Source organism: Cedecea davisae (assembly GCF_044095835.1).
In the GTDB taxonomy this organism is placed as follows: Bacteria; Pseudomonadota; Gammaproteobacteria; order Enterobacterales; family Enterobacteriaceae; genus Cedecea; species Cedecea davisae.
This window is the reverse complement of sequence record NZ_CP172054.1, coordinates 682128-699312: the sequence shown is the minus strand read 5'-3', so window position 1 is coordinate 699312 and position 17185 is coordinate 682128. Positions and strand designations below refer to the sequence as shown.

The following is a 17185-nucleotide window of genomic DNA, read 5'->3' as shown; positions in this document are numbered from 1 at the left end:
CTTGCCAGCAGAAGCGGACTATTCCGATGGTGACTGAAACCTTGTGCCGCGCCCTGATTTGCGCGACGATCTGTTCATTGACTTGAGGATCATCATGACAGCATTTAACCCCGCCCATTTTCGCGCCCAGTTTCCGGCGCTGGCAGACTCAGGCGTCTATCTCGATAGCGCGGCAACTTCGCTTAAACCCCAGGCCGTAATCAACGCCACCCGGCAGTTTTATAGCCTGAGCGCGGGTAACGTTCACCGCAGCCAGTTCCCGGAGGCGCAGCGCCTTACCGCTCACTACGAAGCCGCGCGCGACCAGGTTGCGCGGCTGATTAATGCGCAAAGCGGTAAGTCCGTGGTCTGGACACGAGGAACCACTGAAGCCATCAATCTGGTGGCGCAGTGCTACGCTCGCCCTCGTCTTACCGCCGGGGACGAAATCATTATCAGCGAAGCCGAGCATCACGCCAATTTCGTGCCGTGGCTGATGGTTGCCGAACAAACGGGCGCTCGGGTGGTAAAACTCCCGCTGGGAAATGACCTGCTGCCCGATCTCAACCAGCTTCCAACGCTTATCAATGAGCGCACCCGTATTCTGGCTCTGGGGCACATGTCCAACGTCACCGGCGGCTGCCCGGACCTGGAAAAAGCCATTACGCTTGCCCACGCTGCCGGAGCCGTTGTGATGGTCGACGGCGCGCAGGGCATCGTTCACTGCCCGCCGGATGTTCAGGCGCTGGACATCGACTTTTACGCATTTTCCGCCCATAAACTCTATGGCCCAACCGGCATCGGTGCGCTGTACGGCAAACCCGAGCTGCTCGAACAGATGTCACCCTGGCTCGGGGGCGGCAAAATGATTACTGAAGTTTCGTTCGAGGGCTTCAAAACCAAGCCAGTGCCTTATCGCTTTGAAGCAGGGACGCCGAACGTAGCGGGCGTTATCGGCCTCAGCGCGGCGCTGGAATGGCTTGAAGAGATTAATCTGCACGAGGCTGAAAGCTGGAGCCGCAGCCTGGCAACGCTTGCCGAAGCTGAACTGGCTAAACGCCCCGGCTTCCGCAGCTTCCGCAGCCAGGATTCAAGCCTGCTGGCATTCGATTTTGCGGGCGTACACCATAGCGATTTAGTTACGCTGCTGGCGGAGTCCGGCATTGCCCTGCGCGCCGGCCAGCACTGCGCCCAGCCGCTGATGGCTGCTCTCGGCGTTAGCGGCACGCTTCGCGCCTCTTTCGCCCCCTACAACACTCAGCAGGACGTGGAACACCTGGTACAAGCCATCGACCGCGCCCTCGACATTCTGGTGGACTAAATGAGCAATATTTTATTAGCCGGGCATCCTTTTGGCTCCGCCGTGAACGAAGAAACTTTGCTCTCCACGTTTGCCGCTTTGCAGCAGTGGGAAGACAAATATCGCCAGTTGATCCTGCTCGGCAAGCAGCTTCCGGCGCTGCCTGACGAGTTAAAAAACGAGAGCATTGAAATCAGCGGCTGCGAAAACCGCGTATGGTTGGGCTACACCCGCCAGCCGGACGGCACGCTGCACTTCTACGGCGACAGTGAAGGAAGAATTGTACGAGGATTGCTGGCGGTGTTGCTGACCGCAGTAGAAGGGAAAACCGCCCGGCAGCTGTTGGAGAAAGATCCGCTGGAATTATTCGACCAGTTAGGGCTGCGTAACCAGCTCAGCGCCTCACGCAGCAGCGGTCTTGCCGCGCTGGCAGCGGCCATTCAGCAGGCCGCGCGCCAGGCGTAATCAGGCGGCGGTTCGCGCCGCTTTCGCCATCATCTTCTTCAGCACATGGGACACCGCCACGAAGCCAAAGCTGGCGGTAACCATAGTTGCCGCGCCAAAGCCGGAGGCGCAGTCCATACGCTTTGGCCCTTCAGCGGTGCTTTTCATCGCACAGACCGAGCCATCGGCCTGAGGGTAAACCAGCGCTTCGGTTGAAAATACGCAGTCCACGCCCAGCTTTCCTTTGCTGTTCTTCACCACGCCAAAATCACTTTTCAGCCGCTCGCGCAGCTTGGCGGCAAGCGGATCCTGAATCGTTTTTGCCAGATCGGACACCTGGATCTGCGTAGGATCGATCTGCCCGCCCGCTCCACCGGTAGTCACAAGCGGGATCTTATAGCGCCGACAATAAGCTATCAGTGCGGCTTTAGGCCGAACGCTATCAATTGCGTCAATAACATAGCTGAATCCCTGGTTAAGCAGCTCCGCTACGTTTTCCGCGGTGATGAAATCATCAACCACCGTAACCCGGCACTCGGGATTAATCTCTTTAATGCGCGCGGCCATGACTTCGGTTTTTGCCTGACCAACGTTATCCCGCAGAGCATGGATTTGGCGGTTAGTGTTAGTCACACACACGTCGTCCATATCAATCAGGGTAATTGCGCCGATGCCGGTACGCGCCAGCGCTTCGGCCGCCCACGATCCCACGCCGCCGATGCCAATCACACAAACGTGAGCCTCAGCAAACAGCTGTAACGCCGCCTGGCCATACAGGCGAGCGGTTCCGCCAAAGCGTTGCAGCCAGGCATCGGAAAGAACGACAGACATCGGGGTATCCTCAGAAATAAAAAACGGGCTGATTATACAGCCCGTCTATAGAAGGTGGGAACTTTGCAGCATCAACCGCTAAAAACATTCCCGCCGTTGCCCGCTCCAGGTGCCGGTTTCAGCACCCAAACGCGACCATAATGGTTATACCATCCCGCGCGGTGTCCGGCATCCGGGCCGATTCCCTGGTAGATATCGAAGTGCTGGCCTTTGATTGCCCCACCCACGTCCAGCGCCACCATCACACGCAGCTCGTACTGGCCGGTAAACTTGCCGTTATTATCCAGCAGCGGCACTTCGGTAAGCAGCGTTGTGCCCGCAGGAATAATAGAGCGGTCAGACGCAACGGATGCGCGGCCAATCAGCGGCACGGCGCTGGCACCTTTTACCGGCGCATAGCTTGCGGGCTTGAAGAACACAAAGGAAGGGTTCTGCTCCAGCAGCTCGCGGACTTCAGCCTCGCTGTGGGTTTCGCCCCAGTGGCGGATGGCCTGCATCGACATATCTTCTTTCTTTACTTCGCCACGGTCGATTAACACTTTACCGATACTGCGATAGGCGTGGCCGTTTTTCCCGGCATAGCCAAAGAAAGTCAGAGGCTGGCCGTCGCCAAAATCAATATAGCCGCTGCCCTGCACATCCATGATGAAGTTATCCATCAAAGAATTGCTGTAGGCCAGTACATAGCTCTCGCTCAACGCGCCGCTGTAGATTTCCGCACGAGAAGGGAGGCGACCACGTTTTGGCGGCATACGGTAGATTGGGTACTGGAATTCGCCCTGACGGGTATGGCGAGCCTGAATAACCGGGGTGTAATAGCCGGTGAACTGGACGTTACCGTAGTTATCCGCGCCTTCCATCTGCCACGCATCCAGACCAAACTGCTTCAGCTGGCGAGTATCGCCCCCGGCGCGCAGCCACTGCTGCACCGCGTTATAAATGTCGCTGCCATTATTATAGAGGCGAGGAGAAGCGGAGCGGATCTGATTAACCTGCTCGGCATAGTCACCGCCGTTGATTGGCGCCCCTACCGCATCAGGCTGATTCACCAGTGAGAAAGGCTGGGAGAACTTCCCGTCTTTATATTGTTGACCGCGATCGGTCGGTTTTGATGAGCAGGCGGCCAGCATTGCTACCATCGCCCCCGCTACTATGTACTTAATCCAACGTCCTTTCATTACTCTCTAGCCCTGCTGGTTGCCTCTATATGCCTCGCCGAAGATAGCAAACGCGCCGCGAGAATTAAACGAGTTGAGGGGGTGACATAGTAAAAACGCCTGTTTTATGGGCATTATGCGGGTAAATTCAACAACCAATGGGAAATTCAGGAATTTCTTCCAAAAAAGGGTTGCAACAAAAAGCGAGCAGAGTATAGTGCGCATCCACGGACGCGGGGTGGAGCAGCCTGGTAGCTCGTCGGGCTCATAACCCGAAGGTCGTCGGTTCAAATCCGGCCCCCGCAACCAATTAAAAGTCGCTGTTTTAACAGCGCAATGATGAATAATCATTAAAAAAATAGCAGTATGACGGACGCGGGGTGGAGCAGCCTGGTAGCTCGTCGGGCTCATAACCCGAAGGTCGTCGGTTCAAATCCGGCCCCCGCAACCAACATTGAGAACACCCTTACGGGTGTTTTTTTGTATCTGCAATCCGGGAAATTTCCTCCCGGCCCCTTCTGGCGAATTACTCTCCTGCAATCACAACCTTACGCACAATTGCATCTTCAGGCTGTAAGGCACTACCGTCCTGTAAAACCGGCATCATGAAAGCAACAGGCTGGCCGCTGCGCTTATCGATAAGCTCAGAGTGTGGCTCATTCTCCGCGAATAAATAACGCTCTCCCCACTGGCGCAGCGCCACCACAACCGGGAACAGGCTTAGCCCCATCTGCGTTAACACATACTCCTGATAAGCCGTCCCGTCGGACGCGGCCTGCAATTCCAGCACTCCGGCATCAACAAGCTTGCGCAATCTGTCAGAAAGAATATTTCTGGCTACGCCCAGACTCCGCTGGAAATCCCCAAAGCGGCGTACGCCGTCAAACGCATCGCGCACAATAAGCAACGACCAGCGGTCTCCTATCGCCTCAATGCAGCGAGCGACCGGGCAAAACTGGTTGGCATTATTTCCCTGCGGCATTTTTCTCCCCTTATCGCCAGGCAAACAAGTTGCATTTTAAAACCAGACTCTCTACCCTTCAATCAGTTTTGTTTTGAAACTAGATTGGCTGGGAGGAAAGAAGATGAGAAAAACGCTGCTTGTTGATGTTACAGCCTGCTCCGAACGGCATCGGCCTTTACCAGAAGCCGCCGGTATGCCCGCGAGCCTGGTCGCCCTTTTTTCCATTGCCAGCGGGCTGAGCGTGGCGAACGTTTACTATGCCCAGCCTCTGCTGGATAAGCTGGCGCAGGACTTTGGCATTAGCCACGCCGCCATCGGCGGGCTTATAACCGCAACCCAGGCAGGCTGCGCGCTGGCCTTGCTTTTTTTAGTCCCCCTGGGTGACCTGCTGAATCGCCGTAAACTGATGGCAGCCCAGATTGCGGGCCTGGTCATCGCACTTATTTCTGTGGCAGTCGCCCACTCCACGCCGGTGCTGCTGGTAAGCCTGCTGGCCGTGGGGCTTCTTGGCACGGCAATGACGCAGGGGTTAATTGCTTATGCGGCCAGCGCGGCCGCACCCGATCAACGCGGACATGTTGTCGGTTCCGCACAAAGCGGCGTGTTCATTGGGCTGCTGTTAGCGCGAGTCTTTGCAGGAGGAATAAGCGACATTGCGGGCTGGCGGGCGGTCTATTGCTGCTCCGCCGTGTTAATGCTGGCGATTGCTTTGCCGCTGTGGCGCAAACTACCGGAACTCGCGCTATCGTCAGCCGCCCGTAGCTATCCGCAACTTATCGGCTCTATGTTTACCCTGCTCCGCCAGGAGAAAGTGTTGCAGGTGCGCGGAGTGCTGGCGCTGCTGATGTTCGCCGCCTTTAACGTTTTCTGGAGCGCGCTGGTGCTGCCGCTAAGCGCCGCCCCTTACGGCTTCTCTCATACGCTGATTGGGGCTTTTGGCCTGGTCGGCGCGGTGGGAGCACTGGCCGCAACGCGTGCCGGAAAATGGGCGGATAGGGGGCTTGCACAGCATACCAGCCTCGCCGCACTTCTCTTGCTGCTGCTGGCCTGGTGGCCGCTCTCGCTGATGAGCTGGTCCTTAGGGGCGCTGGTGGCAGGAATTATCTTGCTTGATTTAGGCGGCCAGGCGCTGCACGTCACCAACCAGAGCATGATTTTCCGCACCCGGCCGGAGGCTCATAGCCGCCTGGTGGGGCTGTATATGCTTTTTTATGCCGCCGGAAGTGGCGCAGGCGCGATGAGTACAACGCTGGTTTATGCCCATGCGGGCTGGCAAGGCGTGTGCCTGCTGGGTTCGGGAATTAGTTTCCTGGCACTGCTGTTCTGGTTGTTCACCAGGAAAGTCACGGGCGAATAACAGAGGGTAAGCGCCAGCTATATTAAAGGCGCGCCTTTTACTTCTACCCTCTTCGCGCCAGGCGCGAGCTGTCCGAGAAGTAGGCTTTAATCCCCGCCAGGATGGACTCGGCCACCTCCTGCTGGAACTTCGCCGTGCGCAGCTTACGCTCTTCTTCCGGGTTACTGAGGAACGCAGTTTCCACCAGAATCGACGGAATATCCGGCGCTTTAAGTACCGCAAATCCGGCCTGATCGACGCTGTTTTTATGCAGCTTATTTACCCGTCCGAGACGGTTCAGTACCTCTTTGCCAAACTTCAGGCTGTCGTTGATGGTCAGCGACTGCACCATATCGAACATCGTGTGGTCGAGATAACGGTCCCCGCTCTTGCCTACCCCGCCGATTAAGTCCGCGGCGTTCTGGGTTTGAGCAAGATATTTAGCCGCGGTGCTGGTGGCACCTTTGGTCGACAGCGCAAACACCGATGAACCGCGAGCGGCTGCGGTAGTGAAAGCATCCGCATGAATAGAAACAAACAGATCGGCCCGCTGCTTCTGGGCTTTAGCCACGCGCACTTTCAGCGGGATGAAAACATCCTCGTTTCGCGTCATATAGGCCTTCATGTTGCCTTCTTTGTCCAGCAGCGCCTTCAGCCTGCGGGCAATGCTCAGCACAATATCCTTTTCACGGGTCTTATTCGGGCCAATAGCGCCGGGATCTTCCCCGCCGTGCCCGGGATCGAGCATGATGACAATCGGGCGGTCACGCCCCGCTTTACCCGGCTGCGGCCCTTTATCAGCCGGCATTTTCTTATCCAGCTGGCCGTTGTTGTAATCTTCCAGCAGCGCCAGCAGCGGATCCTGCTCGCTATTCATATTGGCCGGGTAAAGATCCATTACCAGGCGTTCTTTAAATTCGGCCACCGGTGCCAGCGCAAACAGATGTGGGGTAACGTTTTGTTTCAATTCAAAAACCATACGCACGGTCTTTGGATCGAACTGCCCTACGCGCGCCGACTTAATAAAAGGATCGTCGCCGCGAACCTGGCTACCTATGCCTTTTAACACTGAATTTAAATGCGCGCCTTCAATGTCCACCACTACGCGTTCCGGGTTGCTAAGCGCAAACTGGCGGTATTTAAGCTGATGGTTCGACTCCAGCGTTACGCGGGTATAAGACGAGGCCGGCCAGACGCGCACGGCTATCACCTGGCTTGAGGCAGCAAAACCAACCTTGCTGACGCTCAACAGCCACATAGCTCCTGCACCCTGAAGTAAACGGCGGCGACTCATTAACGAACTGGAATCTGGCATGGCTCCCCTGAGCGATAGTTTTTGGCATAAATTTTTTTTGAGCCGAAAACTTTAGCGAAACACGCGGTTACTGTCATCTATAAAAGGGTAAACGTTCAGAAAAGGCTCACTCAAACCGCCGCTGAAAAATTTTATCCTGGATGAAAATTGGCGCTTGCACCCGAAGCCATAAAAGAATAAAAATACAGAAATTGCGAATAAAAATTCAATGAGGGTGTGCCGTGGTGAAGGAACGTAGAACCGAACTGGTGCAGGGATTCCGCCATTCTGTTCCCTATATAAATGCCCACCGGGGAAAAACGTTTGTCATTATGCTCGGCGGCGAGGCCATCGAGCATGAAAACTTCTCCAGCATTATCAATGATATTGGCCTGCTGCACAGCCTTGGCATTCGCCTTGTGGTGGTGTATGGCGCTCGCCCACAAATTGATGAAAACCTGGCTGAACATCACCACGAGCCGGTCTACCACAAGCACACCCGGGTCACCGATGCAAAAACGCTTGAACTGGTTAAGCAGGCGGCCGGACTGTTGCAGTTGGATATTACCGCCCGGCTTTCCATGAGCCTCGGCAATACGCCGCTACAGGGCGCGCACATCAACGTGGTCAGCGGCAACTTTATTATTGCCCAGCCGCTTGGCGTGGACGACGGCGTGGACTACTGCCACAGCGGCCGCGTTCGCCGCATCGACGAAGAGGCGATTCACCGCCAGCTGGATAACGGCGCAATCGTGCTGATGGGACCGGTAGCGGTATCGGTTACCGGAGAGAGTTTTAACCTCACATCCGAAGAAGTCGCAACCCAACTGGCGGTGAAACTGAAGGCGGAAAAAATGATCGGGTTCTGCTCTTCTCAGGGCGTAACCGACGATCTCGGCAACGTTATTTCCGAACTGTTCCCCAACGAGGCGCAGCAGCGTATTGAAGCACTTGAAAGCGCGGGCGACTATCATTCCGGCACCGTGCGTTTCCTGCGCGGCGCGGTAAAAGCCTGCCGCAGCGGCGTGCGCCGCAGCCACCTGCTCAGCTATCAGGAAGACGGTGCTTTGCTGCAGGAACTGTTCTCCCGGGACGGCATCGGCACGCAGATTGTCATGGAGAGCGCCGAGCAGATTCGCCGCGCCACCATCAACGATATCGGCGGCATTCTGGAGCTGATTCGCCCGCTGGAGCAGCAGGGCATCCTGGTTCGCCGCTCACGCGAGCAGCTTGAAATGGAGATCGATAAATTCACGATTATCCAGCGCGACAACCTGACTATTGCCTGCGCCGCCCTCTATCCGTTCCCGGAAGAGAGCATCGGTGAAATGGCCTGCGTGGCGGTTCACCCGGACTACCGCAGCTCGTCTCGGGGAGAAGAGTTGCTCAACCGCGTAGCCAACCAGGCGCGGCAGATGGGGCTGAGTAAACTGTTTGTGTTAACCACCCGCAGCATTCACTGGTTCCAGGAACGCGGGTTCCTGCCGGTGGACGTAGAGCTGCTGCCGGCCAGTAAGAAAGAGATGTACAACTATCAGCGTAAATCAAAAGTGCTGATGGCGGATCTGACCTGAAAAAAGAGGAAGGCTTCTGGCCTTCCTCTTTCGTTTATTCCCCGGCAAAAATCTCCATCAGGCCGCTGCGCCGCTCGGTACGGGTCGCGACGGCCTTGCCCAATACGCGTTCGTCGGCATACAGAGATAGCCGCTTACGCGCTCGCGTTATCGCGGTATAAACCAGCTCGCGCGTGACCACCGGAACAAACTGGTTCGGCAAGACCAGCGCCGCGTGGTCGAACTCAGACCCCTGAGATTTATGCACCGTCATAGCAAAAGCCGTGTCATGCGCCGGAAGGCGGCTCGGCTGCACCGACTTAAGCGTGCCATCAGGCATCGGGAACCAGACCCGCAGCCCTTCTTCGCGATGCAGAGCAATACCGATATCACCGTTAAACAGCCCCAGCGAGCTGTCGTTGCGGGCAATCATCACCGGCCGCCCCTCATACCAGCGCGATTGCGCCTGAGACGGGCGTTGGATCAGCCGGGCCTGAACCAGCGCCTGCTCAATACGTTCGTTCAGACCGCTTACGCCGAACGGCCCTTCGCGCAGGGCACACAACAGCTGATAGCGGCCAAAAGCACTGAGGATAGCCGCCGGTTCCGCACGCTGCCTTACCAGTTGTAAATAGTCGCCATAACCCGCGACAACGTCAGCGATCATCGCCATGTAATCTTCCGGCTCAAGAAGTGGCCGCTGGGAAATATCGCCAAAGCCCTGCCCGAACGCCGCTCTTACCTGCTTACTGTCGCTGGCATTAACCGCAAATGCCAGTTGGCCAATGCCGGACTGGCTGTCAAAACGGTAACTCTTGCGCAGCAGGCATAGCCCGTCGCGCAGCGAGCTGGCCTGAGTATTTTGCCCCACGGGAACTTCACAGCCGGTTAGCCGCCGTAATTGCTCCGCTCGCGCTGAAGAATAGCCATCGTTGACGTAGTGGCAGATGTCGCCGAGAACGGCCCCCGCCTCAACCGAGGCCAGCTGGTCGCGGTCACCGAGGAAAATAACCCGCGCCTGCTCCGGTAGGGCATCAATTAGCCGCGACATCATCGGCAAATCCACCATCGAGGCTTCATCCACCACCAGCACGTCGAGGTGCAGCGGGTTGCCCGCGTGGTGACGCAGGCGCTGGCTGTTTGGCTGAGCGCCAAGCAGGCGATGCAGGGTTGAGGCTTCTTCAGGCAGTAATTTTTTCTGCTCTTCACTCAGCGGCAGCTGGCGTAATGCGCTGCCTAAAGATTCAGTTAAGCGCGCGGCAGCCTTCCCGGTGGGGGCTGCAAGCTGAATGCGCAGCGCCTCGCCATCCGAAAGCTGAACCAGCGCGGCCAGCAGCTTTGCTACGGTCGTCGTTTTACCGGTGCCAGGCCCGCCGGAGATAACCGAAATACGGCGCGTCAGCGCTACCGCCGCGGCAACCTTTTGCCAGTCCGTCTGCTCGCTCACCCCGAACAGCTCATCGAGGCTCTGCCGCAGCTTCGCTTCGTCCAGTTCAATCGGCTTGTTATGCTCGCCAAAGAACGCTGCCACCCGCCGCTCATTGCTCCACATGCGGTTGAGATACAGGCGGTTGCCGATAAGCTTCAGCGGCGTAGCCTCATCGCCCGCGCTTACCGCCTTAGAGGCCAGCAGCGCCTCCTTCCAGCCTGCTGGAGAGCCCAGCCCGGCAAAAATCTGCGCCACAAGCTCCGGATGCCGCCCGGAAAACACGAATTCGGGCTTCAGGCGCTCCAGCGGGAGGCACACATGCCCTTCGCCCGCATCGTGGCTAAGCAGCGCGGCTGCCAGCATCACGACCGGTTGCTCATCGCTCGCGAGCATCATGGCGAATTGTGAGTCCAGCGGCCTGAGGGCTTTTAAAGCCACCGCCCGGTTTAGTAATTCCGACATGCTCACAGGCTCACCTCCTCAGTCTTCCCGGCAAATAACGCGTCCATCGCCTCAATTAGCTCGACGCCCGGCCTGGTAGCAAAAATACCCTGCTCCGGTTTCCCCTGCTCTACCCCACGCAGGAACAGGTAAATCACCCCGCCAAAATGCTGCTGATAGTCATAACCAGCCATGCGGTGGCGCAGATAGCGGTGTAGCGCCAGGGTATAAAGCTGATATTGCAGGTCATAGCGATGAGACTGCATCGCTCCGGCCATTGCCTCGCGCGTATAAGCGCTGCTGTCTTCGCCCAGCCAGTTGGATTTGTAGTCCAGCAGGTAGTAGCGCCCCTGCCAGCGGAACACCAGGTCGATAAAACCTTTCAACATGCCCTTTACCTGCCGGAAGTCCAGCGGCGGGCAGCCGGCCGAAAGCGGGTCGTAATGCCGGATCAGTGCGTCCAGGCGCTCCGCCTGCAATTCATGCTCGATGGGTAAATAGAACTCCAGCTCGACCTGCTTCTCTTTCGGCGAAAGCAAATTCAGGGCCACGCCGGTTTCATTCAGCGGCGCGGCAAGAACTTGTTCGAGCCAGCCGCTCACAACCGGCCGCCACTCTTCGCCAAACCCCTGGGCGGTTAACTGCTCCGCCACCCATTCGTCATTCACCGGCTGGGTAAAGTCGATGCCTTCAAACAGGCTATGCAGGAAAGTACCCGGCGCAGCCCCACGCGGGAAGGTATGCGGCGTAAGTAACGGCTCACTTTGCTCAGGCACTTCGCCAACGGCATCGACATCGAGGCGCGGCACAAGATCCAAGACCCTGCTACTGCCGTGCTGTTGCAGGCCAGAATAGCTGGTCACGCGCCAGTTATCGGCGATTCTCCGGTGAAGCCGACGAGCAGTAAGCTCAGGCAGGACGCTCGCTTCCGGCTGCCACGGCGTATCCTCACCCGGCAGCAAAGTTTCAACCTCAATAGCTTCGCTGTTAAGCGCATCAAGAGCCTGTTTCAGCCCTTCGGCATCAAGCGCTTCACCTTTTTGCAGCAGGTAGCCCAGCGCGCTGAGATGCAGATCGCTTGCGCCTTTTTTAGCTCGCGTACCGCGAAATAAGGGCGCAACGCCCAGGCTGCAATGCCAGACCGAACGGGTCAGCGCAACATAAAGCAGGCGCAGGTCTTCCGCCAGCCGCTCTTCTTCCGCCAGCCCGAGACTTTCCGCATCGTTACTTAAGTCCAGCAGCGAGGTGAACGTAGTTCGGTCGTGGTACAGGCCGCTGCTCTGCGGGCGGTAGTTGGCCACAAACGGCAGCCAGACCAGGGGGTATTCAAGCCCTTTGGATTTATGGATGGTGACGACTTTCACCAGATGCTTATCGCTTTCCAGCCGCAGCTGCTGGCTGGAGCTATTGCTGTCCGGCTCGGCAATCCGCTGTGCCAGCCAGCGCACCAGAGCATGCTCGCTTTCCATCTCGCCCGCGGCTTCCTGCAGCAGCTCGCTGATATGTAAAATATCCGTCAGCCTGCGCTCCCCGCCCGGCGTTGCCAGCAGGTTCTCGGCAATATGCCTTGCCATAATCAGCGCTCTTAGCATCGGCATTACGCCGCGTTTAAGCCACAGTTCGCGATAGTTGAAAAACTCTTCAACCAGTCTGTCCCAGGCTAATTCATCTTTGTTCAGCGATTCTATGTCCAGCGCATCCAGCCCCAGCATGCTGGTAGCAATGGCGCTGCGCATCGCCGTTTCTATTTCCGGGGCCAATACCGCCTGCAAGATCCACAGCAGTTCTCGCGCCTCCGGGGTGGCAAACACGGAATCACGGTTAGAAAGGTAAACCGAAGGGATATTAAGGAGGCCGAGGGCGTCACGTACGATGGCCGCTTCGCCCCGGCTGCGAACCAGAATGGTCATGTCCGACGCCTGGAGATTGCGCGACTTATCCCCCGTCCAGAGCAATGCTTCACCTCGCTGCCCGGCAGTCAGCCAATCGCGAATTTGACGCGCACACTGGGTTGCCATTGCCTGTTGGTAATCACTTACTCCCGTTCCCTCCCCGGGCTGAAGCCAGAGCTTCATTGCCGCCTGGCTCTCGCCGCGAACGGTAAAGCGCAGGCCGCTATTACGCGGGGCCGATTTAACCGGCAGGAAGGGAATTTGACGGAACAGGAAAGGGTTATCCACCTGCTGAAAAAGCGTATTAACACCGTCAATCATCGCCGGAGCCGAGCGCCAGTTAGTGTCCAGCGTATAGTGGGCGCTCACCTCGTGACGCGCTTTCATATAGGTAAAAATATCCGCACCGCGGAAGGCATAAATGGCCTGCTTCGGGTCACCGATAAGCAGCAGCGCAGTCTGCGGCTGCTTAATATAAAGGCGACGGAAAATACGGTGTTGCTGGGGGTCGGTATCCTGAAACTCATCTATCATCGCGACCGGGAAGCGCCCGCGAATAGCCTCCGCCAGAGCGTCGCCGCCCGGCTGATGCAGCGCTTCATCAAGGCGGCTTAGCATATCGTCAAAGCCCAGCTCGCCGCGGCGCTTTTTCTCCTGCTGTACGATATAGCGGATTTCCGCCATCGCTCTGGCTATCACCAGGTCACGCAGCGTCAGCGGTTCGGCCAGCAGAGCATCAATGGCGCTGAACAGGCTATGGCGAGGAACCTCACCCTTTTTGGTTTTCTCTTCCAGCGTGCTCTGGGCGAACTTAGCCAGCGCATCCGGCAGCTGGTAGCTGGTAGTTTCGAGCTGCGCCCACTGGCCCACAATCTCCAGCCAGTTCGGCAGATGTTTGCTGCTGTAGCTGCGTTTATCCACGCCGGAATCGCCGATAAGGCTTGCCAGCTCCCCTGCTGCTGCCCGCCACTGCGTTTTTACCCCATCGATAGCGGCAATAATTTTTTCATGCCGCGCCAGCAGCGTCTCGTTATCTGCCGGAAGCTGCTTCAGCTGCGGCTGCTCGCCCTGCAGCCAGCTATTAATATCCCGCAGCAGGGCTTCCGGCCCCGACCATTCTTCGCTCATCGCCTGGGCGACCGGCTTCGGAAGCGGATAACAGTGGCGACGCCAGAAGTCCGCGCAGGCGTGGCGGCGCAGCAAGGACTCATCCTCCAGCAGCTGTTGTTCAAACAGCATGCCGGACTCAAAGGCGTTAAGGCTCAGCATACGCTGGCAGAAACCGTGAATGGTGAAAATAGCCGCCTCGTCCATTTGCTGCTCGGCAAGCAGCAAAGTACGGGCAGCCAGCTGTTTATCTTCTATTTCAGAAAGCAGGCTTTGTAGCAGAGGATTTTTGCTGAGGTTACGAATACACGCGATGCGCAATTCGTGAATATTTGCCCGAATACGGCCACGTAACTCTTCCGTGGCCGCTTCGGTAAAGGTCACAACCAGTAGCTCTTCTACGCCCAACGGGCGGGGAAAGGCATTCTCTCCGCCCAGGCCCAGCAGCAGCCGCAGGTAAAGAGCGGCGATGGTAAATGTCTTACCTGTCCCCGCGGAGGCTTCTATCAACCGTTCGCCGCACAGCGGCAAACTTAAAGGATCAAGGGGCTGCGCGGTTACATCGGTCATTATTTCTCGCTTACTAGTGGTAACGTCTGTTGCAGACTGCTCGCGCCCTCCCAGGTCTTCCACCCGTCAGGTGCTGCGTACTCTGCTTTGCCGTTATGGCTACCGGAAATCTGTGACAGCACCGCCATCCCCTGGGGAGCTATCACCGCCTGGTGGAAGAAATCTGCCAGCTTTTGCGGCGTCAGTTTCTTAATTTCGGCCACCACTTTATCACGGGAATCAAAAGCTATGTTTCGGCGATCGAAATCTTTGCTCAGTTGCGAAGCCTCTTCCGCAAGTGTTTGCGGTGCCTGCTGCATTTGGGCAATCATCCCCTGCTGGATCTGGGCGAATTCTTCGGCGCTCATGCCGCGCAGCTTCTTCTCGATGGTCGGGTAAAACGCTTTAAAACGCTCATAGAGGTAAGCGGGCTGTTTATCGCTGCTTTGCAGCAAGAAGCCTACGCCCCACTGACGGCCAATCGACATCGGGAAGGCAAATACCGCATAGCCGAGCTGCTCCTGGGTTCTCAGCTGGTTGTAGAACCACGGCTGAATAATTTGCCCCAGCATAGAGCCGTAGGCGGTGCTGGTTGCTTCGTCATAGCCTTTAGGGACATATACCGCCGCCAGCGCCGAATCCGTGCTGCTTCCGGCTTTCTCAAACATAGCCAAATTCTGTTTATCGACCAGCACATCGTCGTTACGGCACCATTCATTGCCTTTGGTACCCAGTTGCGTTTTGACGTTTTCCGCAAGCGCCTTAGCCTGCTCCGGCGACATATTGCCGATGACCATAAATTCTGGCCGGGCGTTGGTTTTCAGCTGTTCACGGTAGTCGAGCACGTCTTTTAAACTCAGGTCCGGCAGCAGCGCCCGGCGAGTGCTGCGCTCAAAGTACGGCACCTGGGAGACCATCTGCACCGGCGAAATCGCCTGCTCGAAGGCTTTACCCTTTTCTGCCGAATCCATCATCTGAGCATACCAGGACTTGGCCTGATCCAGCTGTTCCTGAGTCGGCGTGTAGCTGAAATAGCCTTTGAGCAACGCTTCAAATAGCTGCGGTAAACGCTGGGTGTAGCCGTTAGCGTTGATCATTAATCCGCTGTTGGCATTGGATGAAAAGCCAATGCCGCCGACGGAGGCCTGATTGCTCAGTTCGTCCAGCGCAATACCCGCCAGATAATCATTGATGGCAAACAGCACCTGGTTTTTGGCGCTATTCATCACCTGCGGATTACGCAGCACCAGGGTGATATCCGCTTTTGGCTCATTGCCAAAATAGCGGCTTGGCATATACATCACGCGCAGGTCAGGCTCATGAACCAGCAGCTCAGGGTGCGTATATTCCTTCTCCGGCTTATAGAGCGTGAAATCATCCGGAATATAGGGGTTCAACTGAGGCAGCGCGAGCTTGATAGCGCCTGCTTTTTGCTGCCAGTCGGTAAAGGTTTCCTGAGGAATTTTATCTACTTCATAAGGCGCATCAACAAAGTAGGCCGTTTTGTTATGCGGCTCCTGCGGGCTGATATACCAAATGCGCGCGTTTTGCGGCGTCATCATATCCAGACGCGCTTTAATCGCTTCGGGATCGTATTGATCGGCGATATTCGCGGCGTCCAGGGTATGGGAAACCGGAACGCGCAGCATGGTGTCCGCCAGCCACTCGATATAGTCCATATCACGAGTTATCGACGGGTAGCGGAAATCGAGATCCAGAACATGGGCCAGTTCGTCGAAATAACGCTTGTCGACGCCCTGAGTACGCATTTGCTTGAGGTAGCTGAAGATGGCTGCCACCACCTGGTCACGGTTGGCAAGGCCTTTATCCGTCAGGGAAACGGAGATGGCAAATACGCCGCTGTTGCCGGTAACCATTGGGTCAGAGTCGGCGCGCACGCTCTCCGCAAGCCCTTGTTTTTGCAGCCAGTCAGAAAGCGTGTCATGGCTACGGTTGCCAATCAGGTAGCCTATCAGCTCGTCGGTTTTGCTGCGGAATTTGTCGCTATTATTGTCGATGCGGAACTCAACGCGCACCACCTTGCGCGGCATCGCCGGGACATAGTGAATAAAAATGCTCTTTTGCGCGTCGGTCACTACGGGCACGTCAATCACCGGCTTTTCGATATTTTTATTGGGGACGCGGCCATAGGTTTCTGCGGCAATTTTTGCCAGTTCCGGCAAAGGCTTATTGCTGTAAATAACCGCCTTCATCAGGTTGGCCGAATAGTATTTATTTCTGAACGCCACCAGCGAATCCAGCAGTTTACTGCCGGGCTTGTCGCGCAGAGTTTCAAGGTTGCCGCCGGAAAAACGCGAGCCGGGGTGCGCCGGATTGATTGTTTCCGCGCTGACCTGGGCCATACGCATACCGTCGCGCGCACGCGCCATCGTCAATTCTGCATTTACCGCATTACGCTCGCGTTCGGCGTATTGTGCTGCCAGATTAGGCTCAGCAATGGCGTCAGCAAGGCGGTCTACCGCCCCGTTCAGGGCATCGTTTTCCACTTCAAGATAAAAGGCGGTGCGGTAGGTGGCGGTACTGGCATTGTGGCTGCCACCGTGCTTTTTCAGAAACTCAGACAGGCTGTCCGGGTCCGGGTATTTTTTGGAACCCATCAGCGTCATATGTTCGAGGAAATGTGCGAGGCCGAGGTGCGCGTCCGGATCTTCCAGCGATCCTACTGGAACCACCAGCGCAGACAGCGACTTCACCGCCTGAGGGTCAGAAACCAGCAGTACGGTCATACCGTTATCGAGACGAATAGCCTGATACTGACGAGGATCTTTTTCACTTTTACGGATGGAGTCCTGGATGGGCTGCCATCCGCTCTCTGCCTGACTGAAGGGTGCCCAAAGAGCAACGAACAAGAAAAGCGCGGTAAACCAGGTGCTGCATTTAGGCATTAA

General features: G+C 56.8%; 11 protein-coding genes and 2 tRNA genes. 6 read left to right on the top strand and 7 right to left on the bottom strand.

Features of this window, described 5'->3' with window-relative positions:
- Positions 1–94: 94 nt before the first annotated feature.
- Positions 95–1300, top strand: coding sequence for a cysteine desulfurase CsdA (gene csdA / locus ACG1VR_RS03800; RefSeq protein ID WP_395490250.1), 1206 nt, complete (start codon positions 95–97; stop codon positions 1298–1300).
- Positions 1301–1744, top strand: a complete 444-nt coding sequence (csdE, locus tag ACG1VR_RS03795) for a cysteine desulfurase sulfur acceptor subunit CsdE (protein ID WP_395490249.1) — start codon at positions 1301–1303, stop codon at positions 1742–1744.
- On the opposite strand, the gene tcdA is transcribed toward csdE, so the two are convergent.
- Both tcdA and mltA read right to left on the bottom strand, forming a co-directional pair.
- Positions 1745–2554, bottom strand: coding sequence for a tRNA cyclic N6-threonylcarbamoyladenosine(37) synthase TcdA (gene tcdA / locus ACG1VR_RS03790; protein ID WP_395490248.1), 810 nt, complete (start codon positions 2552–2554; stop codon positions 1745–1747).
- Between the two features lie 71 nt (positions 2555–2625).
- The gene (mltA, locus tag ACG1VR_RS03785) at positions 2626–3732 is read right to left on the bottom strand and encodes a murein transglycosylase A (RefSeq protein ID WP_016538033.1); all 1107 of its coding nucleotides are present in this window, start codon (positions 3730–3732) and stop codon (positions 2626–2628) included.
- Positions 3733–3943: 211 nt separating this feature from the next.
- Here mltA and ACG1VR_RS03780 point away from each other — a divergent pair.
- Positions 3944–4020 (top strand) — tRNA-Met (locus ACG1VR_RS03780).
- A 65-nt stretch (positions 4021–4085) separates the two neighbouring features.
- Positions 4086–4162: transfer RNA gene (locus ACG1VR_RS03775), tRNA-Met, on the top strand.
- Positions 4163–4237: 75 nt separating this feature from the next.
- On the opposite strand, the gene ACG1VR_RS03770 is transcribed toward ACG1VR_RS03775, so the two are convergent.
- Positions 4238–4693, bottom strand: a complete 456-nt coding sequence (locus ACG1VR_RS03770; protein ID WP_395490247.1) for a winged helix-turn-helix transcriptional regulator — start codon at positions 4691–4693, stop codon at positions 4238–4240.
- A 175-nt stretch (positions 4694–4868) separates the two neighbouring features.
- On the opposite strand from ACG1VR_RS03770, the gene ACG1VR_RS03765 reads away from it, so the two are divergent.
- The gene (locus ACG1VR_RS03765) at positions 4869–6032 is read left to right on the top strand and encodes an MFS transporter (RefSeq protein ID WP_395491055.1); all 1164 of its coding nucleotides are present in this window, start codon (positions 4869–4871) and stop codon (positions 6030–6032) included.
- A 43-nt stretch (positions 6033–6075) separates the two neighbouring features.
- Here ACG1VR_RS03765 and amiC read toward each other — a convergent pair whose 3' ends face one another.
- Positions 6076–7326: an N-acetylmuramoyl-L-alanine amidase AmiC gene (gene amiC, locus ACG1VR_RS03760; protein WP_039898757.1), complete on the bottom strand. Its 1251-nt coding sequence runs from the start codon at positions 7324–7326 to the stop codon at positions 6076–6078.
- Between the two features lie 221 nt (positions 7327–7547).
- On the opposite strand from amiC, the gene argA reads away from it, so the two are divergent.
- Positions 7548–8879, top strand: a complete 1332-nt coding sequence (gene argA, locus ACG1VR_RS03755; protein WP_039898759.1) for an amino-acid N-acetyltransferase — start codon at positions 7548–7550, stop codon at positions 8877–8879.
- A gap of 34 nt (positions 8880–8913) precedes the next feature.
- Here argA and recD read toward each other — a convergent pair whose 3' ends face one another.
- From recD to ptrA, 3 genes are read right to left on the bottom strand one after another with little or no spacing between them, the layout of a single operon-like run.
- On the bottom strand, positions 8914–10755 hold the full coding sequence (recD, locus tag ACG1VR_RS03750; RefSeq protein WP_395490246.1) for an exodeoxyribonuclease V subunit alpha: 1842 nt from the start codon (positions 10753–10755) through the stop codon (positions 8914–8916).
- Entirely contained in the window at positions 10752–14297 is a 3546-nt protein-coding gene (gene recB, locus ACG1VR_RS03745; protein ID WP_395490245.1) for an exodeoxyribonuclease V subunit beta, read from the bottom strand. The genes recD and recB overlap by 4 nt, the downstream gene beginning before the upstream one ends.
- The gene (gene ptrA / locus ACG1VR_RS03740; protein WP_395490244.1) at positions 14297–17182 is read right to left on the bottom strand and encodes a pitrilysin; all 2886 of its coding nucleotides are present in this window, start codon (positions 17180–17182) and stop codon (positions 14297–14299) included. The genes recB and ptrA overlap by 1 nt, the downstream gene beginning before the upstream one ends.
- Positions 17183–17185: the final 3 nt, after the last annotated feature.